General features: G+C 59.2%; 22 protein-coding genes. 14 read left to right on the forward strand and 8 right to left on the reverse strand.

Annotated features, from left to right (window positions below; translation table 11 throughout):
* The first annotated feature begins 56 nt into the window (after positions 1 to 56).
* The 10 genes from PMI27_RS01975 to PMI27_RS01930 all read left to right on the forward strand — a co-directional run bounded on the left by PMI27_RS01975 (position 57) and on the right by PMI27_RS01930 (position 9,338).
* Positions 57 to 1,157 (forward strand): hypothetical protein, encoded by a 1,101-nt coding sequence (locus PMI27_RS01975; RefSeq protein WP_008147635.1) that lies wholly within the window; start codon positions 57 to 59, stop codon positions 1,155 to 1,157.
* 42 nt (positions 1,158 to 1,199) lie between these two features.
* Positions 1,200 to 2,480 (forward strand): hypothetical protein, encoded by a 1,281-nt coding sequence (locus tag PMI27_RS01970; protein ID WP_008147636.1) that lies wholly within the window; start codon positions 1,200 to 1,202, stop codon positions 2,478 to 2,480.
* 50 nt (positions 2,481 to 2,530) lie between these two features.
* Positions 2,531 to 3,025, forward strand: a complete 495-nt coding sequence (locus tag PMI27_RS01965; protein ID WP_008147638.1) for a RidA family protein — start codon at positions 2,531 to 2,533, stop codon at positions 3,023 to 3,025.
* Positions 3,026 to 3,108: 83 nt separating this feature from the next.
* Positions 3,109 to 3,576 carry a cupin domain-containing protein gene (locus PMI27_RS01960; protein ID WP_008147639.1) on the forward strand — a complete coding sequence of 156 codons (468 nt, stop codon included), beginning with the start codon at positions 3,109 to 3,111 and terminating at the stop codon, positions 3,574 to 3,576.
* Between the two features lie 226 nt (positions 3,577 to 3,802).
* Positions 3,803 to 4,447 (forward strand): glutathione transferase, encoded by a 645-nt coding sequence (yfcF, locus tag PMI27_RS01955; RefSeq protein WP_008147641.1) that lies wholly within the window; start codon positions 3,803 to 3,805, stop codon positions 4,445 to 4,447.
* 31 nt (positions 4,448 to 4,478) lie between these two features.
* Positions 4,479 to 5,819 carry a KamA family radical SAM protein gene (locus tag PMI27_RS01950; RefSeq protein ID WP_008147643.1) on the forward strand — a complete coding sequence of 447 codons (1,341 nt, stop codon included), beginning with the start codon at positions 4,479 to 4,481 and terminating at the stop codon, positions 5,817 to 5,819.
* 24 nt (positions 5,820 to 5,843) lie between these two features.
* Positions 5,844 to 6,716, forward strand: a complete 873-nt coding sequence (locus tag PMI27_RS01945) for a branched-chain amino acid aminotransferase (RefSeq protein ID WP_008147645.1) — start codon at positions 5,844 to 5,846, stop codon at positions 6,714 to 6,716.
* Between the two features lie 21 nt (positions 6,717 to 6,737).
* Positions 6,738 to 7,496, forward strand: a complete 759-nt coding sequence (locus tag PMI27_RS01940; protein WP_008147647.1) for a TauD/TfdA family dioxygenase — start codon at positions 6,738 to 6,740, stop codon at positions 7,494 to 7,496.
* 67 nt (positions 7,497 to 7,563) lie between these two features.
* Entirely contained in the window at positions 7,564 to 8,523 is a 960-nt protein-coding gene (locus PMI27_RS01935; RefSeq protein WP_008147649.1) for a diiron oxygenase, read from the forward strand.
* Between the two features lie 14 nt (positions 8,524 to 8,537).
* The gene (locus PMI27_RS01930; protein ID WP_008147651.1) at positions 8,538 to 9,338 is read left to right on the forward strand and encodes an N-acyl homoserine lactonase family protein; all 801 of its coding nucleotides are present in this window, start codon (positions 8,538 to 8,540) and stop codon (positions 9,336 to 9,338) included.
* Positions 9,339 to 9,440: 102 nt separating this feature from the next.
* On the opposite strand, the gene PMI27_RS01925 is transcribed toward PMI27_RS01930, so the two are convergent.
* The 5 genes from PMI27_RS01925 to PMI27_RS01905 all read right to left on the reverse strand — a co-directional run bounded on the left by PMI27_RS01925 (position 9,441) and on the right by PMI27_RS01905 (position 14,826).
* The gene (locus PMI27_RS01925; RefSeq protein ID WP_008147652.1) at positions 9,441 to 10,871 is read right to left on the reverse strand and encodes an aminotransferase-like domain-containing protein; all 1,431 of its coding nucleotides are present in this window, start codon (positions 10,869 to 10,871) and stop codon (positions 9,441 to 9,443) included.
* A 302-nt stretch (positions 10,872 to 11,173) separates the two neighbouring features.
* Complete coding sequence (locus PMI27_RS01920) at positions 11,174 to 11,878, reverse strand: hypothetical protein (protein ID WP_008147654.1); 705 nt, start codon at positions 11,876 to 11,878, stop codon at positions 11,174 to 11,176.
* Positions 11,879 to 12,015: 137 nt separating this feature from the next.
* Positions 12,016 to 12,531: a hypothetical protein gene (locus tag PMI27_RS01915; RefSeq protein ID WP_008147656.1), complete on the reverse strand. Its 516-nt coding sequence runs from the start codon at positions 12,529 to 12,531 to the stop codon at positions 12,016 to 12,018.
* A gap of 64 nt (positions 12,532 to 12,595) precedes the next feature.
* The gene (locus PMI27_RS01910; RefSeq protein ID WP_008147659.1) at positions 12,596 to 14,113 is read right to left on the reverse strand and encodes a sensor histidine kinase; all 1,518 of its coding nucleotides are present in this window, start codon (positions 14,111 to 14,113) and stop codon (positions 12,596 to 12,598) included.
* Positions 14,110 to 14,826: a response regulator transcription factor gene (locus tag PMI27_RS01905; RefSeq protein WP_008147661.1), complete on the reverse strand. Its 717-nt coding sequence runs from the start codon at positions 14,824 to 14,826 to the stop codon at positions 14,110 to 14,112. The genes PMI27_RS01910 and PMI27_RS01905 overlap by 4 nt, the downstream gene beginning before the upstream one ends.
* Before the next feature lie 151 nt (positions 14,827 to 14,977).
* On the opposite strand from PMI27_RS01905, the gene msrB reads away from it, so the two are divergent.
* From msrB to msrA, 3 genes are read left to right on the forward strand one after another with little or no spacing between them, the layout of a single operon-like run.
* Positions 14,978 to 15,496: a peptide-methionine (R)-S-oxide reductase MsrB gene (gene msrB, locus PMI27_RS01900; protein WP_008147663.1), complete on the forward strand. Its 519-nt coding sequence runs from the start codon at positions 14,978 to 14,980 to the stop codon at positions 15,494 to 15,496.
* A gap of 42 nt (positions 15,497 to 15,538) precedes the next feature.
* Complete coding sequence (locus PMI27_RS01895) at positions 15,539 to 17,314, forward strand: cytochrome c biogenesis protein DipZ (protein WP_008147666.1); 1,776 nt, start codon at positions 15,539 to 15,541, stop codon at positions 17,312 to 17,314.
* A 31-nt stretch (positions 17,315 to 17,345) separates the two neighbouring features.
* Positions 17,346 to 18,053: a peptide-methionine (S)-S-oxide reductase MsrA gene (msrA, locus tag PMI27_RS01890; protein ID WP_008147668.1), complete on the forward strand. Its 708-nt coding sequence runs from the start codon at positions 17,346 to 17,348 to the stop codon at positions 18,051 to 18,053.
* 12 nt (positions 18,054 to 18,065) lie between these two features.
* On the opposite strand, the gene PMI27_RS01885 is transcribed toward msrA, so the two are convergent.
* The 3 genes from PMI27_RS01885 to PMI27_RS01875 all read right to left on the reverse strand — a co-directional run bounded on the left by PMI27_RS01885 (position 18,066) and on the right by PMI27_RS01875 (position 20,461).
* The gene (locus PMI27_RS01885) at positions 18,066 to 18,470 is read right to left on the reverse strand and encodes a GNAT family N-acetyltransferase (protein WP_008147669.1); all 405 of its coding nucleotides are present in this window, start codon (positions 18,468 to 18,470) and stop codon (positions 18,066 to 18,068) included.
* Complete coding sequence (locus PMI27_RS01880) at positions 18,467 to 19,480, reverse strand: sensor domain-containing diguanylate cyclase (RefSeq protein ID WP_008147671.1); 1,014 nt, start codon at positions 19,478 to 19,480, stop codon at positions 18,467 to 18,469. Before PMI27_RS01880 ends, PMI27_RS01885 begins: the two co-directional genes overlap by 4 nt.
* Before the next feature lie 75 nt (positions 19,481 to 19,555).
* Positions 19,556 to 20,461, reverse strand: coding sequence for a LysR family transcriptional regulator (locus PMI27_RS01875; RefSeq protein WP_008147673.1), 906 nt, complete (start codon positions 20,459 to 20,461; stop codon positions 19,556 to 19,558).
* Positions 20,462 to 20,563: 102 nt separating this feature from the next.
* Between PMI27_RS01875 and PMI27_RS01870 the strand changes: the two genes are divergently transcribed.
* Positions 20,564 to 21,739, forward strand: a complete 1,176-nt coding sequence (locus PMI27_RS01870) for an aspartate aminotransferase family protein (protein WP_008147675.1) — start codon at positions 20,564 to 20,566, stop codon at positions 21,737 to 21,739.
* The last annotated feature ends 4 nt before the right edge of the window (positions 21,740 to 21,743 follow it).

The following is a 21,743-nucleotide window of genomic DNA, read 5'->3' on the forward strand; positions in this document are numbered from 1 at the left end:
TTTCTTGATTGTCGGCGCCTGTGGCCTCGGCATTCGCTTGGTTCCAGAGGTATTGCATGAGTGTAGAAACAACGGTCGCCATCGCCAAACCGGTGATTAACATTCGCCTGTTCACAATCCGGATCATCACGGCCGTGTCGCTGTTTGCCGTGCTGGGCAAGGCCAACGTCTGGCTCGACACCGCCACCAACAGCATCCTCGCCCTCGGTTATCGGGCCTTGTTGTTGCTGTTGCCGTTGACCTTGTTGGTGTTGGGCCGGCGTTCGCTGAGCGTCACGTTGCTGTGCGCCGCCCTTGGATTGGTGTTGCTCGCGGTCACCAGCAACCAGGGCATGGTGATGTTTGCCGCTGCATTGTTTGCCTACGGCATTGCCATCGCCGGTTACCTGATCAAGAGCGAAGCCGCCCAGACCAAAGAGGGCGCGGCCTACAACCGGGTCGCCATGAACATGGGCAGCCTGCTGGCGGGGTTGATCCTGCTCTCGCCCTTGTTGACCCCAACCATGTTTTTTCTCGGCGCCGCCGCTTTCGTGCTGCTGTGTTTGCCCATCGCCATGGGCGCAACGTTCACCACTCAACCGGTCGTTGCCCACCCGGTGACCCAGGACGGCAGCGGCTGGCGCAACAAACTGCCGTGGGTGATCGCCGGCATCATCATGGGGATCAAACTGTTTGGCGTGTTCTCGATCCTGCCGCAAGCCATCCTGCTCGAAACCGGTGAGTTACCGGCCTGGTATGGCCTGATGCTGATCCTCAACAGCGCGGTAGTGGTGTTCGCTCAGGTGCCGATGATGAAACTGATCGAGCGCACCGGGCGCTTCAAGGTGGTCGCGGTGATCGGGATCATCGTCGGCGGTTTTGCGGTGCTTTCGTCTCCGGCCGCTTTTCACGTCGAAACCCTTGTGGGCGCGTTGATCTGGGTGGCGCTGCTGTCCCTCGCCGAATGTGCGTTCAGCTACCTCGATTACTTCTCCGTCAAACAAAACAACATGTTCGTCAAGGAAGTCTCCCTCGGTGTCGGCGCCGGTCTGACGGTGCTGATCATGCGGGTCGTGCCGCCGCCGTACAACGCACTGGTGCTGGCCGCCATTGGCGCGGGCGGGATCCTGGCCTGGTACTACCTCAACCGTAAATCCAATGCGTCGTTGCACGACTGACTCATCGCAGTTGCGTTATTCACTTCACAGGTCGGAGGCTTCATGAATACGACATCATGCGTAGTCGTGGTCGGGTACAACGGCAATCGGGTTCACGACATCCAGAAACTGCGCGAGCTCTGCAAGACGCTCTATAACGCCCGACTCATCCTGCTGGTCGATCAGATTCAGCCCGATGACGAGCAAGTGGCCGATCACGTCTGCAGCACTTCACTGGCGCCCGAAGCGGTAGCGGCCTCCCTCGAACTGGTGGTGGGATGTTTGAACGCCGATCGATGGAAGCTGATTGGCGTGCTGCCCTTTTCCGACCGTGGCGTGTTGCTCGGCGCCGCGCTGGCTTCCCATTTCGGCCTGCCCGGCATCACCCCGGACGAGGCGAGGGCCGGGCTGGACAAGCAGGTTTTTCGCAAGCTGGAAGCGGCTGCCAGCACTTCACCGCAGGATTACCGTCCGGTGTTTTCCGCACGCATCGAGAGCTTGCCCGAACTGCGCCAGAGGGTCATCGAACTGGGCGGCAAAGCCTTTATCAAACCGGCTTGTGAAGGGGCGAGCAGAGGTTGTCGGGTCATCCATCATCCGTCCGAATGCGACGAGGCCTGGCACGCACTCAAGCCGTATCGCGAAGGCGGCATCGTGCTCGAAGAGCTGATCCTGAACGCCCGGGAATACAGCTGGGATTACGTGGCTGGCAGCACCTGGGTTACCGAAAAAACCACCACCGAAGGCGCCTATCGCGCAGAAATCCAGCAGGTGGTGCCCGCGCCGTTGACGGCCGACGTGCAGGCTCGATTGTCGGCCGCGGGTCGGCACATGTCGGCGTTGGTCACGGTGGATAACGGTGCCTACCACAACGAAGTGTTCCTGCGCTCCGGCGGGCTGACCTCCGCAGTGGAAACCAACATGCGCCCCGGCGGCATGCACATCTGGGACCTGGCCCGTCTGGCGTTCGTGGATTTCGATCCGTGGGAGAGGTGGGTCAGATGGGCGGTGGAAGGCAAGACCGAACACCAGGATCCCGTCGCCCGGGGTTATTGCGGCATCCGTCTGCTCCGGGCGCCGGCTGACGGTCTTTTGCGCGCCACGCCAGACATCGAATCGCTGGCCCGCAAACTCAACATCGAACTGGTGGAAGCGGTGTATGCCAAGCGCCTCGGTGATTCGGTCGCGGCATTGGTGAAGGACAACACCTCATTCATCGGCCACATCGTGTTGTTCAGCAAGGACTACGGACAACTCAGCGACAACCTGTTGCGGCTGGCAGAAGCGATCGAGTCACGCGTCGAGGTCACCTGCCTGGCCCCGGCGACGAGGGCCTGTTGCTGAACCGTGGGGACCTGCGTTTTTTTGCATGATTGATTCAGAGGGTTTGGTAAATGATTGAGCAAAAGAGCTGTGATGAGCGTTTCATCGACCTGGCAAAAGAGCTCGGCTATGACATCTACGGCGAGAACACCGCTGGCGGGCATTATGCCCCGCTGGTTCGGCATCATGATGAGCTGTACATCAGTGGTCTGGTGCCGCGCATGAACGGCAAAATCCAGTACCCCGGCAGAGTCGGCCTGGAATTGAACATGACGGATGCTCAAACGGCAGCCAGCATCAGTGCGATGCGCGGGCTGGCGCTGATCGTTGATGCCATCGGTTCGCTGGATAAAATAAAGTCGCTGATACGGGTCACGGTCTATGTGAAATCCACGGCAGACTTTGTTGATCTCAGTGAAGTGGCCAACGGCGCATCGGATGTCTTCAGCCATGTGTTGGGGGACGCCGGTAAACATACCCGAACGACTGTGGGTGTTTATCAATTACCGAAAAATGCCGCGATAGAAGTTGACATGATTGTTGCGCTGAAGCCGGCAGCGTTATAAGTGTTAGTTGTTCGGCTTTACAGCGATGAATGGTTGGCCTAAGGTTCGGCCATTCAAGTCGACAACATAAGTTGGAACTCGCAATGAATAACGTTCAAGGTGCGTTTTTTTCATATAAGGACTTTCGCCAGAGTTTGCACCAGCCGCCGGTCAGTGCACAGGTGTGGAAGAGCGGTGAACTGACAGACATGCGGCAGAGCCTCGAGGCCAGCGATGTCGATATTGTCGCGCTGGCTCACGACAACAGCATCGAAGGTTGCAAGTTGACGCCAGGGATGGCGGTGTCCATGCAATGGTTGAAACCGGGTGCGGTGTTGAACGGGCACGCTCATTCGTGGTGGCACCTGTTCATCATTCAGTCCGGCCGTGGCGCGTTGACCTTGGGCGATGCCGATGAAGTGAGCGTCAGCACTGGCGATGTGCTGCTGGTGCCGGCGTGGACCCGGCACGGCTTCGTCAACACCAGCGCCGACGAGCCGCTGGCGATGCTCAACATGAGCAACATGCCGCAAATGGCGTCGCTCTCCAATCTGGGCGATCGCCAGGCCTGATCACTCTCCAACCGTCATTTTCCCTTCGTTGCACACCAGGGAGTCAGCGTTCGCTGACTCCCTTTTTCTTTTCTGCGGCCCTGAAAAATCCTCCCGGCGATCTGCGTTTTTGAACTTTCTGTATCGATAGAAACGGATAATTTCTGTATCTGTTCAGCGCTTGATCAACTAACTACGATCACTTCCAAGGCAACGGATTAATGTGGTTAATGCAAGGGAGTGTTCTATGGAAAGTACAAAGCTTAAACTCTATGTTGGCGCAGATTTTGTCAGTGCTTTTGCGATGTCGGCTTTTGTGGCGCTCAAGGAAAAGCAACTTTCATTTGAACTTGTCACGCTGGATTTGAAGGCTCGGGAGAACTATCAAGCGAGTTATCGTGATCTGTCTCTCACCTGCAAGATTCCCACGCTAGTTCACCAGGATTTCGCATTGTCGGAATCTTCGGCCATTGCCGAATACCTGGAAGAAATAGCGCCGGGGCATAACCGACTATTGCCGCTGGACATCAAGCAGCGAGCGCGCGCCCGTCAACTCCAGGCCTGGTTGCGCAGCGATTTGCTGGTCATTCGCAAAGAACGCCCAGCGGATCTTATTTATTTCGGCAAAAAACATACCCGGCTGTCCGACGATACCCTGGCCGCCGTCGACCGGTTGTTTTTTGTCGCCGATCGGTTGCTGGAGGGGGGCGCCGAGCATCTGTTCGGTGACTGGAGCATTGCCGACACCGACCTGGCAATCATGCTCAACCGACTGGTCGCCAATGGTGATGAGGTTCCCTCCCGACTCGCCGCGTATGTCCGCCGCCAGTGGGATCGCGACAGTGTTCGGGCATGGATGGACATAGAGCGCGCAGCGCCGGCCATCCAGTAAGAACTGTCAGCCAATCACCAGGAGCGCTGCCATGCAGGGAATGTCGGAACAGGAAAGATACAAGCCCTATAACTCACGCACCATTCGAGACACGCCGTACTGGCAGAAACTGACGCCAGCGTTGCAGGAAGCCATGACCGTCGTGGCCCGGGTCATGCCGTTTCGCACCAATGAATACGTACTGGGCACGTTGATCGACTGGAACAACATCCCGGACGATCCGATTTTTCGCATGACCTTTCCCCACAAGGACATGCTGCTGCCGGACGAGTACGCATCACTCAAGCAACTGATCGAACGGGATGACGCCGTGGCCATCAAGCGTCGGATCGAGGCGATCTGGTTGCGCATGAACCCGCATCCGGCGGGGCAACTGACCCACAACGGCGCGACCCTCGACGGAAAAGTCCTACCGGGCATTCAGCACAAGTACCGCGAAACCGTGCTGTTTTTCCCCGGTGCCGGTCAGACCTGTCACGCCTACTGCACGTTCTGTTTCCGCTGGGCGCAGTTCATCGGGGAAGAAGAACTCAAGTTCAATGCGCGCGAATCCCAGGAGTTGGTGAGTTACCTGCGGGTGCACACCGAAGTCACCGATGTGCTGATCACCGGGGGCGACCCGATGATCATGAACACCCGTTCGCTGGCCGGTTACATCGAGCCGTTGCTGGACTTGCCCCACCTGAAAAGCATCCGCATCGGCACCAAATCCGTGGCGTATTGGCCGCAGCGGTTTGTCAGCGACAAGGACGCGCCCGAGCTGCTGGAGCTGTTTAAGCGGATCGTCGCGGCGGGGAAAAATCTGTCGATCATGGGGCACTACAACCACCCGGTGGAGATCCGTCAGGACATCGCCCGCCAAGCCATCGAACGCATTCGCTCCAGCGGCGCGACGTTGCGTATGCAGGCGCCGGTGATTCGGCACATCAACGAGAACCCCGCTGATTGGGCGGCGCTCTGGACCGAAGGCGTGCGGCTCGGCGCGGTGCCTTATTACATGTTTGTCGAGCGCGATACCGGCCCCAGCCATTACTTCGCGATGCCGCTGGCTCGGGCATTCGAGATCTTTCAGGCGGCGTATCGCACGGTGTCCGGATTGGCGCGCACGGTTCGCGGCCCGTCCATGAGCACCTTCTACGGCAAGGTATTGATCAACGGCATCGAAACCGTGGCCGGGGAAAAAGTCTTCGTGCTGCAGTTTCTCCAGGCTCGCGATCCGCAATGGGTGTTGCGCACGTTCTACGCGCGCTTCGATCCGCAAGCGACCTGGTTCGATGAGTTGCGGCCGGCATTTGGCGAGCGCTCATTCTTCTTTCAGCCAGAGCCTGTGGCAGCACCCGAATTAATACCGGTTCTGCTCGAAACGGCGTAGGACGATTCATCAGGAGATATGGACATGAGCGGTATCCCGTTTGATCAGCGAGAAGGTTTCATCTGGCTCGACGGCGAGTTCGTCGAGTGGTCCCAGGCCCGGCTGCATGTGCTGACCCATGGTCTGCACTACGGGAGCACGGTGTATGAAGGGGAGCGTGTCTACAACGGTAAGATCTTCAAATTGCGCGAACACAGCGAGCGTTTGTATCGCTCGGCCCAGTTGATGGATTTCGTCATTCCCTATGAGCTGGCCGAACTGGAAGCGGCCAGCCATGAACTGCTGCAACGCAACAACGTGGTCGACGGTTATCTGCGGCCGGTGGCCTGGCGCGGCAGTGAAATGATTTCCACCTCGGCCCGCTTCAACAGCGTCCACGTGGCGATCGCCTGCTGGCAATGGCCGAGCTATTTCGACCCGGCGGGGCACATGGCCGGCATTCGCTTGAAGACCGCCGAGTGGCGTCGTCCGCCACCGAGCTGCAGCCCGTTTGAAGCCAAGGCATCCGGGCATTATCAGATCGCCACGCTGAGCAAGCACGATGCTGAAAACAACGGCTATCACGACGCCTTGATGCTCGACTGGCGCGGCAACGTTGCCGAAGCCACCAGCGCCAACGTGTTCTTCGTCAAAGGTCGGACGTTGCACACCCCGGTGCCGGATTGTTTCCTCAACGGCATTACCCGTCAGACCGTCATCGAACTGGCCAGGGCGCTGGATTACCAAGTGGTCGAGCGAACCATTATTCCTACGGAGCTTGGCGACTTCGACGAGTGTTTTCTTACCGGTACCGCTGCCGAAATCACACCCGTGCAGCTCATCGATGAACATCGCTACCGACCGGGCAACGCCTGCCGCGAATTCATTGCCGCCTACACCTCAACCGTCAACGCCTGATAAACAACCAGGAATCTCACCATGTCAGATCAAGGGATTGTCGCGTCTAAACCTTACGTTTCACTGGGCCACCGCCATGAAGAATTGTCGGCGCGAGGCTGGACGGTGCTGACGCCGGACGAGTTCGCCGATGATGTACTCGGCACGCTGCATGAGTTCGGTCCGGTCATTCCGCAATTCAACGGGCAGACCGCGTTCGCCATCACCCGCAAGCCAGGGTACGAAGACTTGCCGTATTCCCAGAGCATGAACGGCATCGGCCCACACACCGAAGCGCCGGTGTACGGACCGCCGCCGCGCTACCTGGCGTTGCATTGTCATCAACAGGCTACGTGTGGTGGCGGGCATACAGGGTTGGTGGATGGTTATGAATTGCTGGCGTTCCTCGAGCGCACCGATCCCGAGCTGCGTGAATGGATCGACGACACGCCTGTGGAGTTCGTTGCCACCGCCAAACCCGGTGAAGCCGCGCAACGCCGGGTCAAGGAATACATCCTGACGCCTACAGAGGACGGGGACATTTTCCGCTTCAGCTACAACCAGTTTCACTACGGCGATGTGAACCCTTCCAAGGAAGCGCTGCTGCACTCGCAAGTCGCCAACAGCTCGTCGCCACTGGCCAGGTTTGCAGTCCTGGGCGAAGCATATTTCATTGAGCACAACACCCCTGTGCTGATTCCCGACGGATGCCTGCTGATTTGGGACAACTGGCGAATGATCCACGCCCGCAGCCGATACACTGACCCGGCGCGAAACCTGACCCGCTATTGGCTGGCCTGATTCATCCGTCGCCCTTAATTCTATTGGCGTACCCGTCATCGGGTACGCGTCCTACAGGTATCGCGTCATGCAAACAGCAATCGAGATCGCCAAGGTCGATCATCAACTGGTCGTGCGGCTTAATCAGGCCTGGACCAAAAGAGCCACGGTGTGCGCACCGGACAAGGCCGAGGCGAGCGAAGCGTTCGATCCCGCGCGCCCGGATTACCCGGAGTGCATGGTGCCGTTTTTCCATCATCCGAAGTTCCAGGCCCTGAGCGATGAACTCAAGAGCACCGTGGTGACCTGGGGCTGGATCGGCTACAACCTGCGTACGGTGACCGCCGAAGAGCACGTAGTGAACCCGGCGTTGAGCGTCATAGCCAATCAATACCTGGGCAAGGATGACTGGCATTTTCGCGAGGCCATGCAGCAGACGTTGATCGACGAGCACTACCACACGCTCATGCACCTGCGGGCCATCGAACGGACCAAGCTGGAGAGGGCGCTCGATCAGGATCTGGATTTGCCGCCGTCAGTCACCTATCTGCGGCTGATCGCCCTGCGTGAGGAACTGCCGGAGCAGTGGAAGCGCGACCTGGCGGCGATCACTTTTGCGGTGGTGGCTGAGATCAGCGTCAATGCCTACCTGGATTTGCTGGCCGACGACCAGAGCATTCAACCGCAAAACCGCCGCGTGGCCGAACTGCATAACCGCGACGAATATGCCCACAGCAAGATTCTCGCTGAAGTGGCGAAGGTCATGTACACGAACATGCAGCCTACCCAGCGGGCGTTTTTCGCTCGCACATTGTCGGTGGCGCTGAGTGCCTTTATTGCCCAGGACTACTCGATGTGGGAAGCGATTCTGACGCAGCTTGGGGTCGAGGACGCGGCGCTGATCATCGCCGACACCCGGGAGAGCAACAAGAACGCCACGATCATGCGTGACTACAGTGGCCTGCATCGTCTGGCCCAGGATCTGGGCATCAGCGACGAGATCGATTTCGACTTCCGCCCGACCCTCAAAGCCACCGTAGCGGCCTGAACCAGGAGGTGAATATGTCCGTTCCTGTGTACGAAGTATTCGCGATCCGTGTCGGCGCCAATGCCCAGCGCACCGCCCGGGAGAACTTTCTCTACGACGCTTGCTGCGGTGATCCGAATGCGTCGATGCCATTGGATTATTACTTCTGGGTCATTCGTAACGAGCAGCAAGTGATCGTGGTCGACACCTGTTTCCAACCGGCCACGGCGGATCGGCGCAATCGTCAGATGTATCGCCTGCCGGAAGAATCACTACGCCAACTGGATATTGATCCGGCGCAGGTCGACAACCTGATCCTCACCCATTTGCACTGGGACCACGCCGGCAACCTGGGGCTTTTCCCCAAGGCCACAGTGCATTTGCAAGAAGCGGAACTGCGCTTCTGCACCGGGCCGAAAATGGCCCATCGCACGGTGAACAAAACCTACGAGGTCGACGACGTGATGTCGGCGCTTCCACCGCTGTTTGAAGGCCGAATGCGTTTGCACACCGGCACGGTCGAGGTGATTCCCGGTGTGACGTTGCACCCGGTAGGCGGGCATACACCGGGTAGCCAAGTGGTGCGGGTGAACACTGAGCGTGGGTGGATTGTTCTGGCCTCGGATGCGGCGCACTTGTGGGCGAACATCCGTCAGCGCAGTCCGTTTCCGATTCTGGATGATCTGGCGCAGACGCTTGAGGCGTTCAGCTTGATCGACAGCCTTGCCGACGGCGAAGATCACGTCATCCCCGGTCATGATCCGCTGATTGCTGAACGTTTCCCGCATTGGAATAACGATCCGCACATCATCTGCCTGCACCAACCCCCGATCTGAAGAACACCTTCAACCCTGTAGGAGCAAGGCTTGCCCGCGATGGCGGCGGCACATCCAGCATTTATGTGTCTGACACACCGCCATCGCGGGCAAGCCTTGCTCCTACACCTGGTTTTTGAGGAGTTGCCCGAGGGTCGCCAGCGCTTCATCTATCCGCGATGAATACGGCGCACCGCAACCAATGCGCACAAAGTGATTGAAACGCTGGGCGTTGGAAAAGATATCCCCAGGCGCAATCTGGATGCCGGCCTTCAATGCCTCATGGAAAAACGCCATGGACGAATGCTGACGCGGCAGTTCAATCCATAACAACGTACCGCCCCGAGGGGTGGTCACGCAGGTGCCGGTGGGAAAGTAGCGAATGATCGCTGCGCTCATTTGCTGGCGTTGTTGAGTCAGGATTTTCCTCAAACGGCGCAGGTAACGTTCGTAGGACGGTGTCTTCATGAACGCACTGACCGCCAGTTGCGACAACGCCTCACATCCCCGGGACTGAGTGTGTTTGAGCATTTCCACGCGGTCGTGCCATTTCCCCGCGCTGATCCAGCCCAGGCGTATGCCCGGTGCCAGGGTTTTGTTCAGGGAGGCGCAATAGATCACGTTGTCGGTGCGGTCCCAGTGCTTGAGTGTGGACAGCGGCTGCTCGGTATCCACCAGATCGCCATAGGTGTCGTCTTCGATCAGCACCGTGGCGTGCTCGGCACACAGCTGCACCAGCCGCGCCTTGTTGGCGTCGGGCATGATGCTGCCTAGTGGATTTTGCAGATTGGGAATGACGATCAGCGCCTGAATCCGTTCGGGGCCTTGTAGCAATTGTTCGAGGGCGAACAGATTGATGCCGGCGTGCGCAGTCGCCGGAACTTCCAGTACCCGTAGATTCAAGCTTTCAAGAATTTGCAGCAAGCCGTAAAAGGTCGGCGACTCCACAGCCACGGTGTCGCCGGGTTGGGTGACCGCGCGCAAGGCCAGGTTGATCGCTTCGGTCGCGCCGTTGGTGATCACAATCTTTTCCGCTGGCAGGTTGGCCTTTGCGGTCAGTGCCCGTCGCGCAAGAATACTGCGCAATGTGCTGTTGCCGCAGGTGGAACCCGCCGCGCCGAGCAAGTGCGGATCGTGACGCAGCGCCTTGATCATATGATCTTGCAGGATCTTCAGCGGATAGAGTTCCGGCGCGCAGAAGGCACTGGCGAAATTGACCTTGATCGTCGCGCGCTGACTGGCCATGAGGACCGATGATACCTGCTCGTGAATGCCGACGTAGACGCCGGTGTCCAGAGGCGGGGGAGGCGCGATCGGGACGGGTTTGCGCAACGTATCGGGCTGGCGAATGTAATTGCCGGAGCGCGGCCGGGCTTCCAGCACGCCACAGTCCTCGAGTTCCCGGCAAACCTGCACGGCGGTCGACAGACTGACAGCGTGTTTTTCCATCATCAGCCGAATGGAGGGGAATCGTTCACCGGTTTTCAAGGTGCCGCAGCGGATCGCGTCAAGGTAGTGGTTGGCCAACTGACGGTAAAGGGGAGTTGTGTTCATGATGACCTCAGCAATCGCACCACTGAAGTCTTGGGCTGGAAAGTGAGTTGGCGCTCCCTGCAGGCGGACCCGTGGTGCTGAAGGGTTAAGGAAAAGTATTTTTCTGGCGCCGAATCACCGTGGCATGAGTGCCTTTTGGGCATTGATTGCCGAACGGGGTGGCACTTTGCAACTGTCGCGGTGCGGGCGACGACGACAGGAAGGGAAATTGTGGGTTGTATAAAATCACGGGCAATAAAAAGCCCCGCTCTAGGGCGGGGCTCTTGGGTCAGTGGCGCCCGAAGCGCCGCTGATGGATCGTGTTACTGCGCGGCGATGCTGTAGCCATCGAACGCGGTTTGCTGCTGAAGCGCGGTGATGATGTTCTTGCGGTTAACCGCTTGTTCGGCCCCGGCATTGTCCAGGAACGTCTCGCTTTCCAGCTCCGCTTCTTCGCCTTCGCCGACGAAGGTGAAGCCCAGGAACTCCAGTGCTTCACGGTCAACGTTCAGTCGCGAACGCGGGGTGCGCAGCGGCAACGTCACGCTGATGCCGTCTTTGCTGATGGTGAACACTTCGACATCTTTCTTGGCGCGAGCCGCCTTGCTTTTGCCACTGCTTGGGTTGCTGATGGCCTGGTGGGTCTGGTTCAGCACTTTCAGTGCGAGGCCATAGACCAATTCCTGAAATGCCGGGTCGTCCTTGAAGCTGGAGAGAATCCGGCTGATCGGGAATTTGCTGCTCAAGTCTTCCAGAGCCGCAATGTCGGCAGCCTCGGCGTCCTTGAGCTGCTTGAGTTCGCCCATCAATTCGTAGGCTTTATCGTCGTCGAAGCTGTCGTGAGCCTGGCGAATCGCGGCGCGCAGCTCGCGGATCTGGTCGCTTTCCCGGGTGGACTGGAAAGCGTCCAGGACCATCTCGCTGATGGTCTTGGCCTGGGACACGTGCTGTGAAAGATTGATGGAGTTTTCGTATTCCGCTTTGGACGACAAGGTGACTACGGATTCAGCGGTATTGGAATCGGACATTGAAATTTCACTACTTCTTTTAACTTGGATTGAGGCGAGAAAGCACAGGGCCTTTTCAGGCCGCCTAATCTATTGGACCGAGGCGGCGTTGTCACGGATGAACAGGCGGCTGGTCATCATTTTTGGTACAGCGACTTTTAACCGGTGGCTATATGGGGGCGTTTTGCCTGAAGTGTCAGCAGCAGCCGATAAAGTTTCAATGCCCGACCGCTGATCAGTCCACAGACAAACCCGGAAGCCGACGCCTTGAGCAGCAACATCTCAAGGGTGGCGGCCATTTCCGGGTGAACGTCATCCTGGTAGCCGAAGTAATAGTTCACCGCAAAAAACAGCAGATACAGCACCAGGGTTTTTGCTGTGCCCGGCACGATCAGTCCGGTTTGCGGATCATCCAGCTCAATGCCCTTGCGTGGGAAAATCAGCAACGCCGCAAGGCTGCCCAGGATGACGGCGGCCAACCAGCAACTGACTGATAGCTGCGGATTCAGCGTCAGATTCAGCGAATACAGGGACCAGCCCAGCAAGATCGGCGCTGTGACGAGCAATGAAGTTTTGCTTTCACGGGTCGGGGACAGGGCTTTGATGCCGTAGTAGCACAGCAGCAGAAATATCGCGTAAACCCACAATGGGGTGTTTTGCAGGGTGTTGAGCATCGCGCAGCGTCCTTGCCGAAATGGGTGCCAGGATATTAGCCGTTACTGTGGCCCAGGCAGTCGACTATTTCCCCAGCGAATTCAGATTCATCGACCGAACCGCCAATTGCTCAGCCGTTTGCTGATCCACCGGCAACGAAAAGCGGAAGGTCGCGCCGCGACCGGGAACATCAATCAGCTGGATCTCGCGGCCGTGCAATTGCAGGATCCGGTGCACGATCCGCAACCCCAGTCCGCCATCACGCCGTGCGCCGCCAATGTTGAATGGGCGCAGGAACAGACCTTCGCGCAGTTCGGCGGCAATGCCGGGGCCGGTGTCGCTGACGGTGACTTCGATAAACGGTCCTTGAGGGCGCAGGCTGAGCTCGATTTCTCCTCCTTGCGGGGTGTGGCGCAGGGCGTTGTCGAACAGGTTGGTGAGCACCCGCTCGATCAATCCAAGGTCGGCGCAGGCCGCCGAAACATTGGGTGCGAAAGTGGCCTTCAGTTCGACCTGGCGCGCCTCGGCTGTCAGTTCGAACTTTTGGAAAATGTCCTGCACCAGATCGGTCAGCGAGAAACGCTCCAGCACCGGTTGCACGAAACCATGTTCCAGGCGCACCAGTTCCAGCAGCGATTGCGCCAGACCACCGACCTTGCGGCTTTGATCCAGCGCGATGCCCAGGTAACGGCGGCGGTCGGCGGGTGACAACGTGGCGTCCTTGAGCGACAAGGTTTCCAGGTAACCGTGCAGCGAGGCCAGAGGCGTGCGCAGGTCGTGGGAGATGTTGGCCACCAGTTCGCGGCGTTCCTGATCCTGGCGGGTCAATGAACGCCATTGCTCACCGAGGCGCGCCTGCATCTGCCGGAAGGTCGCGTCGAGTATGGCAATTTCATCGTGGCTGGCGGCTTTTTCCACCGGGACGGATGCAGGCGGCGTTACCGGAGCACCATCAATGTCGAACCGGCTGACGGTTTCGGTCAAACGGCGCAAAGGTCGGGTGATGAGGGCGAATGCGGTGAGACCGGCAATCAGGCATAGCAACGCCACCAGCCCGATGGACAACAGCGCGGTATTCAGGGCGGCGCTGGTGGCGCCGCGTTCGGCGAAGCGGTCGTGCTCTTCGCTCAACAGCACCACATAGAGATAGCCCACCTGTTTGCCATTGACCTGCAATGGCGCGGCGCTGAACACTTTGCGGCCATCGACGCTGCGCGGATCGTCGCCAAGAACCGGCAGGGCATCGCCCTTGAGCAGACGCTGGATCGGCGCCAGATCGACCCGCTCCCGGCGTATCCGACCCTCGGGTGCAGCACTGCCGACAATCCGGCCCTCGGGGTCGAGCAGATAGACCTCGACACTGGGGTTGACCAGCATCAGTTGGCTAAACAGGTCGCGCACGGCGTCGGGCATCAGCCCTTTGGCGTCCATCAGCACGGTGTCATGGGCGATGTGCCGGGCCAGATCCCGCGACAACCCTTGCACCACTTCCAGCTCATGCATCTTGTTGGACCGCACCTGCATCCAGGCCGACGTGCCGCAGCACACCAGCAGCAACACGGCGAACACCAGCGACAGGCGCTGAGTCAGGGTCAGTCTCACGGTTGCTCCTCCCTGGCCGCGAACTTGTAGCCGCGTCCCCACACCGTGAGGATGCGCGCCGGTTGCGCCGGATCGGCTTCGATCTTTGCCCGCAGGCGGTTGATGTGAGTGTTGACCGTGTGCTCGTAGCCTTCATGGCTGTAGCCCCAGACGGCGTTGAGCAGGTCCATGCGCGAGAACACTTTGCCGGGCTGACGGGCGAAGAAATACAACAGGTCGAACTCCCGTGGGGTGAGGTCGAGGCGGCGACCGTCAAGGGATACATCGCGCGTGATCGGGTCGATGGCGAGGCCGTCCGTGATCAGGCTGCCGGCGTCCATTTTCAGGTTGCGGGCCATGGCGTCGACCCGTCGCAACAGCGCTTTGACCCGGGCCACCAGTTCGAGCATCGAAAAGGGTTTGGCCAGGTAATCGTCGGCGCCGAGTTCTAGCCCGAGAATCCGGTGCACTTCGCTGGAGCGCGCACTGGTAATGATGATCGGTGTGTAGCGGGCCATGGCGCGGGCGCGGCGGCAGATTTCCAGGCCGTCGACGCCGGGCAGCATCAGGTCGAGGATCAGTGCGTCCCAGCTTCCTTGCTGCAGCAGTCGCATGCCTTCATCGCCGTCGGCGCAGTGCACCACCTCGAACTGCTCATCGCGAAGATGCAGGCAGATAAGGTCGGCGATATGCAGGTCGTCCTCGACCACGAGGACGCGTTTGGTCTGTTCCATCAAGCTCAATCCTTCGGCGCAATGAGCGCATTGTGCGGGTTTTCCGGGGCCTGAGTTATCACGAATTGTTTAACTTCTCGTGAGGATTTGGCGATCAACCCAAGCCTAGGCTGTGTTCCATGACAGGCACCTGGAATTTTCGGAGACGACCATGTTTTCACGGCGACAGTTTCTCGTAGCAAGCGGCGGGCTAGGCGCTGCAGCCCTGGTCATCGGTGTATTGCCAAAATTTGCCGCCAGTTCTGCACTGGTCAGTGACGCCAGCGCGGCGGAGGTGTTCGAGGTGACTCACAGCGACAGCGAATGGCGCGCCATGCTCAGCGCCGAGCAGTACGAAATCCTGCGCGAAGAAGGCACCGAACGGGCCTACAGCAGCCCGCTGAACAACGAGCATCGTGAAGGTACGTTTGCCTGTGCCGGTTGCGACCTGCCGCTGTTTTCTTCCGCGACCAAGTTCGACAGCCGCACCGGTTGGCCGAGCTTCTGGGCACCGCTGGACAAGGCCGTGGCCACTCGTCAGGACCGCTCCTTCGGGGTGCTGCGTGAGGAAGTCCACTGCCGGCGTTGTGGCGGTCATCTTGGCCATGTCTTTGACGATGGGCCCAAACCCACCGGCTTGCGCTACTGCATGAACGGCCTGGCGATGACCTTTGTGCCGCAGGCGACTTGATCCGCGGGTACTCCCTTTCACTCACTTTTGCAGGTCGATGTTATGTGGCTTCTGGTCCTCGCTTATCTCGGTGGTGTACTGACGATTGTCAGCCCGTGCATCCTGCCGGTGCTGCCCTTTGTCTTCGCTCGCACCGGGCAGCCGTTCATGAAGAGCGGGTTGCCGCTATTGGCGGGCATGGCGCTGACCTTTGCGCTCGTCGCCTCGCTGGCAGCGGTGGGCGGCGGTTGGGTGGTGCAAGTCAATCAATATGGTCGCTGGCTCGCATTGCTGTTCGTTGCACTGTTCGGGCTGACGCTGTTGCTGCCTCAATTGGCCGAGCGTCTGACCCGGCCACTGGTGGCGGCTGGCAGCCGGTTGTCGGAAGTCGCGGGCGCCGATGCACGGCCGCGTCCCGGCGCTTCGTTCCTGATCGGCGTCGCCACGGGCCTGCTCTGGGCTCCGTGCGCCGGGCCGATTCTGGGGCTGTTGCTGACTGGCGCCGCGTTGCAAGGGGCAAGCATCGCAACCACCTTGTTGTTGCTGGCCTACGCCGCGGGTGCCGCAACCTCCCTCGCGGTGGCGTTGCTGCTGGGCGGTAAAGTCTTCGCGGCGATGAAGCGTTCCATCGGCGCTGGCGAGTGGCTGCGTCGAGGCCTGGGCGCCGCGATGCTGGCCGGTGTCGCGGCGATCGCCCTGGGGCTCGACACCGGGATTCTGGCGCGGATTTCGACGGCGTCCACCGGCGGTATCGAGCAGGCTTTGGTGGGACGGCTGGCCGGCAAATCACCGAACGTTAGCGGGGCGATGATGGCGCAGGTTCCAGCCTCGGGAAGTGCAATGAAAGCGGCTGACAAAGCGCCGGGCGCACTGCCGATTGAAGGCAACCTTCCACCGCTGGACGGCGCGGTGCAATGGCTCAACTCGCCACCCCTCACAGCGCAGGCCTTGAAAGGCAAAGTCGTGCTGGTGGATTTCTGGACTTACTCCTGCATCAACTGCCTGCGTTCGCTGCCTTATGTGAAGGCTTGGGCCGAGAAGTACCGCGACCAGGGATTGGTGGTGATTGGCGTCCATGCGCCCGAGTTTGCTTTCGAACGAGACGTAGGCAATGTCACCAAAGCGATGAAGGACCTGGGCATCAACTACCCGGTGGCCATCGATAATGACTTCAAGGTCTGGCGAGCTTTCAACAACCAATACTGGCCGGCGCACTATTTTGCCGATGCTCAAGGTCGCATCCGTTATCACCATTTTGGTGAGGGCGAGTACGCCGAATCGGAACGGGTGATCCAGCAACTGCTGCGCGAAGCAGGTGCCGCGAAGGTCGCGGACGGCCTGATCAATGCCAGTGCCGAGGGTGTTCAACTGGCCCCGGACATGAACGAAGTGCAATCACCGGAAACCTATGTCGGCTACCAGCGTGCCGAGCATTTCGTGCCTGAAACCAGCCTGGTGCCGGACAAGGTGTCGGCCTATAGCGCTCCATCGCAATTAGCGCTCAACGACTGGAGCCTGGACGGTCAATGGAATGTCGGCCCGGAACGGGCGACTTCAAGCGCGCCGGCCAGTCGCATCGTTTACCGCTTCCATGCCCGCGATCTGCACCTGGTGCTGGGGCCTGGCGCTGACGGTAAACCGGTGCGCTTCAAAGTGTTGGTTGACGGAAAAGCCCCCGGCGATGCCCACGGTACCGACGTGGCGCCCGACGGCAGCGGCAGTGTGACTGAACAACGCTTGTACCAATTGGTGCGCCAAACCGGCGGCGTAACGGATCGGACCTTCAGCATCGAGTTTCTCGATCCCGGAGTGTCAGCGTATGCGTTTACGTTCGGTTGATCGTCATTCCATTCACTCAGGAATCAGTCTCATGAAAACCCTATTCACCTGGCGTCGCACCCTGTTGGGCCTGGCCGCTGCCGGCATCATCGGCCAATGCCTGGCGTTCTCCTTCGGTGCGGCGCAAGACGCGGTCATCATTCCTCCCCCCACCCTCGACGAAACCACCCAGGCCGACAGCGAAAAGGCAGTCTTTGCCGGTGGTTGCTTCTGGGGCGTCCAAGGCGTGTTCCAACATGTGAAAGGGGTGAAGAAAGCGGTCTCCGGCTACGCCGGCGGTGCAGCCAACACTGCTCAGTACGAGCGGGTCAGCAGTGGCGATACCGGTCATGCGGAATCCGTCGAAGTCACCTTCGACCCCCGTCAGGTCAGCTACGGCACCTTGCTGCAAATCTACTTCTCGGTGGCTCACAACCCGACCGAACTCAACCGTCAGGGACCTGACAGCGGCACTCAGTATCGCTCGGCGCTTTTCCCGGAAAACAGCGAACAGCAACGTGTTGCTCAGGCCTACATCGCCCAGCTCGGCGCCGCCCATTCGTTCAACAAACCCATTGTCACCAAGCTGGAAACCTACAACGGTTTCTACCCGGCCGAGGAGGAACATCAGGACTTTCTGACCGAGCACCCGACCTACCCCTACATCGTGATCAACGATCTGCCGAAGGTCGCGCAGCTGAAAAAGCTTTATCCGGATCGGTATCAGGAGAAACCGGTGTTGGTGAAGGCGGGTATGTGAATGGCGGGTTGGCTATTTACGACGTGGGCGCTCCATCGCAATGGTCGACGTTTCAAAACCCAGGCTTGAAAAGAAATCCGAAGCGCCTTCCCGGCCTGCTCGCAGAGCCCAGGTAATGTCGGTGTTCTCGCCCATGACATGTTCAACCAACGCGCGCCCGATACCTTCGCGTCGATGTTTTCCACAGACAACGACCATCGACAGATAACCGTTTGATAGGCCGTCAGTGATGCCTCGGGCAAAACCGATAATCCGGGAGTCCTTCATGGCAAGGGCTGTGCGTTGGGAGTTAGCGATCAACTGCGCAAAATGCTCAGCGGAACCTGTGCGGTGAGCCCATCCGTTCTGTCCCAGAAAAAGGCGTACGGACTCTACTTCCGAGGGCAGTACATCGCGAACATGCAAGGCATTGTTCATCCGGAAATCACATTCTTGCCGGCGATCTTCGACCGATACAGCGCCTGATCGGCCCTGGCCAGCAACCCGGTCTTTTGTTCTTCGTCAAAGCGCTGAACCACGCCAAAACTCATGGTCACTTGAAAGTCCCCCACTGGCAGCAGGCTTGCGAGGCCATGGCGGATACGTTCGGCGAGGGTCCGGGCGTCGGCGAGTGGTGTATTGGGGAGGATCAGGATGAACTCGTCGCCACCCCAACGCGCGAGCAGATCGCCCTCGCGTACGCAGTGCTTCACGCTATCGATCACCTGCACCAATGCTGCATCGCCCAGCGCGTGGCCATAGTGATCGTTGATGTTCTTGAAGTCGTCGATGTCCATGGCGATCAACGACAGCGGTTGTCGAAAGCGTTGGGCGCGGTCGCATTCCTGAGGCAGGGCTTTTTCCAGAAGATAGCGATTGGCGATTGAGGTCAGTGTGTCGGTTTCCGCCAGCTTGCGATTTTCTTCGAGTTGGATTTGCAGTTGCTGATTAACGCGAGACAACTCTCGAGTGCGTTCTTCAACGATCGCTTCAAGGGATTGGTTGCGTCGTTCAAGCGCTTCGTACAGGCGCTTCTTGTCGTCGATGCTACGGTGCGCGCCGACCATCCGCGCCACCGAGCCGTCGGCATTGCGTGCCAATACGTAGCCACGGTCTTCGATCCAGGTATAGCTGCCATCCTGCATGCGACAGCGATACTCGGCCTGATAGCCGGGGGCTCGTTGATTCAGGTAGTTGTCGAACAGCGCCATGACCTGCAGGTAATCGTCGGGGTGGATTATGTTTTCCCAGGTCAACACGTTGTTATTCAGGGAATGAGGCGGGTAGCCGAGCATCTCGTACCACCGGGGGTTGCGATAGACGAACCCTGTGTTGGCGTTCCAGTCCCAGATGCCGTCGCTGACCAGTTCCAGAATGGTGTGCAGCATGTCTTCGTTCAAATCCGACAGATTGAACTTCAACGGCTCGATTTTCGACGCTTCACCCATCTCCGCACTCCTTGCCGCCCTGAAATCTAAGTGACCCGCCTGTCGAGGAGATTAGTCGATGGCATATTGAGCCGGCTAGTGCTTGCCCCATCTCTGCAAGGCAAAGTCGACGAAACTGCGCAGTTTTGGCAAACGGTAGCGATCCTGGGCATACATCAGGTTCATCGGTCGGCTCGGCGGCAAGTAATTCTGCATCAATGCCACCAGTTTTCCGTCCTTGAGATCTTGCTCCATCAACGCATCAGGCAACACCACGATGCCCATACCGGTTCGCGCCGCTTGATGCAGTCCTGCCGAACTGTTGATCAACATCGGTCCATTGACCGCTACCGCCACTTCGCCCTCGGGACCGGTCAGGCGCCAGTGTTTTTCCACCGACTGCCAGTCATCCCCGGCCGGATAGGCAAAGGATAGACAGTCGTGGTGTTGCAGATCATCGGGTTTCTGCGGTGTGCCTTTGCGCGCCAAATACTCCGGTGATGCACACATGGTCAGGCTGTAGTCGAGGAGTGGACGGGCGATCAGGTGTGTCTCCTCGGTATTGCCCAGGCGAAACGCCACGTCGAAACCGTTTTCGAGCAGGTCCGGACGGCGATTGGTGAGGACCACATCCAATTTGACGCGTGGACACAGCAGGGTGAATTCACTCAGGGCCGGTGCCAGTTTTTCGCTGCCGAACGTCAGCGGCGCGGTGATGCGCAAGGTGCCACTCGGCTCGTCGAGGGCCTGCTCGGCCAACCGTTCGGAATCGGCCACCAGCCCCAGCACTTCGAGGCAACGCTGGTAATAAGCGGTGCCGAATTCCGTTAACCGCTGGCGTCGCGTCGTACGGTTGAGCAGACGTACACCCAGGCGTTGCTCCAGGGCCCGCAGGTGATTGCCGACCATGGTGGTGGACATTTCGCACTGCAAAGCGGCAGCGGTCATGCTGCCGCTTTCCACCACCCGGACGTAAACGGTCATTGCCTGGAATAAATCCATTATCAAGCCCAGCTTTAAAATGATTGAAGTGTTGCAGCGTTTATCCAGTTCAGGTGGCTAACCATACTGCAAAAACACCGACTATTGATGGAGCTTGATGTCATGACCGCCGCCTGCCTGATGACCACTTACCAACCCTTGGCCTTGAGTTTCACCAAGGGCCTGGGCACGCGCCTGTGGGATCAGGCCGGTCGTGAATACCTGGACGCGGTGGCGGGCGTGGCAGTGACCAACGTCGGTCACTCCCATCCGAAAATTGTCTCGGCCATCAGTGAACAGGCCGGGCTGCTGTTGCACACTTCCAACCTCTACAGTATCGATTGGCAACAGCGACTGGCGCAGAAACTGACGCAATTGGCGGGCATGGAGCGTGCCTTCTTCAACAACTCCGGCGCCGAAGCCAACGAGACCGCGCTGAAACTCGCTCGGTTATATGGCTGGCAAAAAGGCATCGAACAACCGCTGGTGGTGGTCATGGAGAACGCCTTTCACGGCCGCACTCTGGGCACCTTGTCCGCCAGTGATGGCCCGGCCGTACGCCTGGGCTTCAACGAGTTGCCGGGGGACTTTGTCAAAGTGCCATTCGGCGACCTCAAGGCGCTGGACAAGGTGCAGCAAGCCCACGGCCCGCGCATCGTGGCGATCCTGATGGAGCCGATTCAGGGTGAAAGCGGTGTCCAAATGGCCCCGCCCGGTTACCTGAAAGCCATTCGCGAACGCTGCACTCGGCACGCGTGGCTGCTGATGCTCGACGAAATCCAGACCGGCATCGGCCGCACCGGCCAGTGGTTTGCCTTTCAGCACGAAGGCATCGTTCCAGACGTCATGACCTTGGCCAAAGGCCTGGGCAACGGCATTCCCATTGGCGCCTGCCTGGCCCGGGGCAAAGCCGCCGACCTCTTTACACCCGGCAGTCACGGCAGCACCTTCGGCGGCAATCCACTTGCCTGCCGCGTGGGTTGCACCGTGCTGGAGATCATCGAAGAACAAGGGCTGCTGGAAAACGCCAAACTTCAGGGCGAACGTTTGCTCGCCAGATTGCGCATCGAATTGGCGGACGACCCGAACATCCTGGAGATTCGCGGCCAGGGTTTAATGATTGGTATCGAACTCAAACAGCCGATTCGCGACCTGACCCTGATCGCCGCGCGGGATCACGGCTTACTGATCAACGTGACACGGGGCAAGACCATTCGCTTGCTGCCGCCGCTGACGATTGATGAGCGGGAATTGGAGATGATTGTCAGAGGGGTTTGCCGGGCAGTGAGCGCGGCCTGATACT

The organism is Pseudomonas sp. GM41(2012), assembly GCF_000282315.2.
GTDB lineage: Bacteria > Pseudomonadota > Gammaproteobacteria > Pseudomonadales > Pseudomonadaceae > Aquipseudomonas.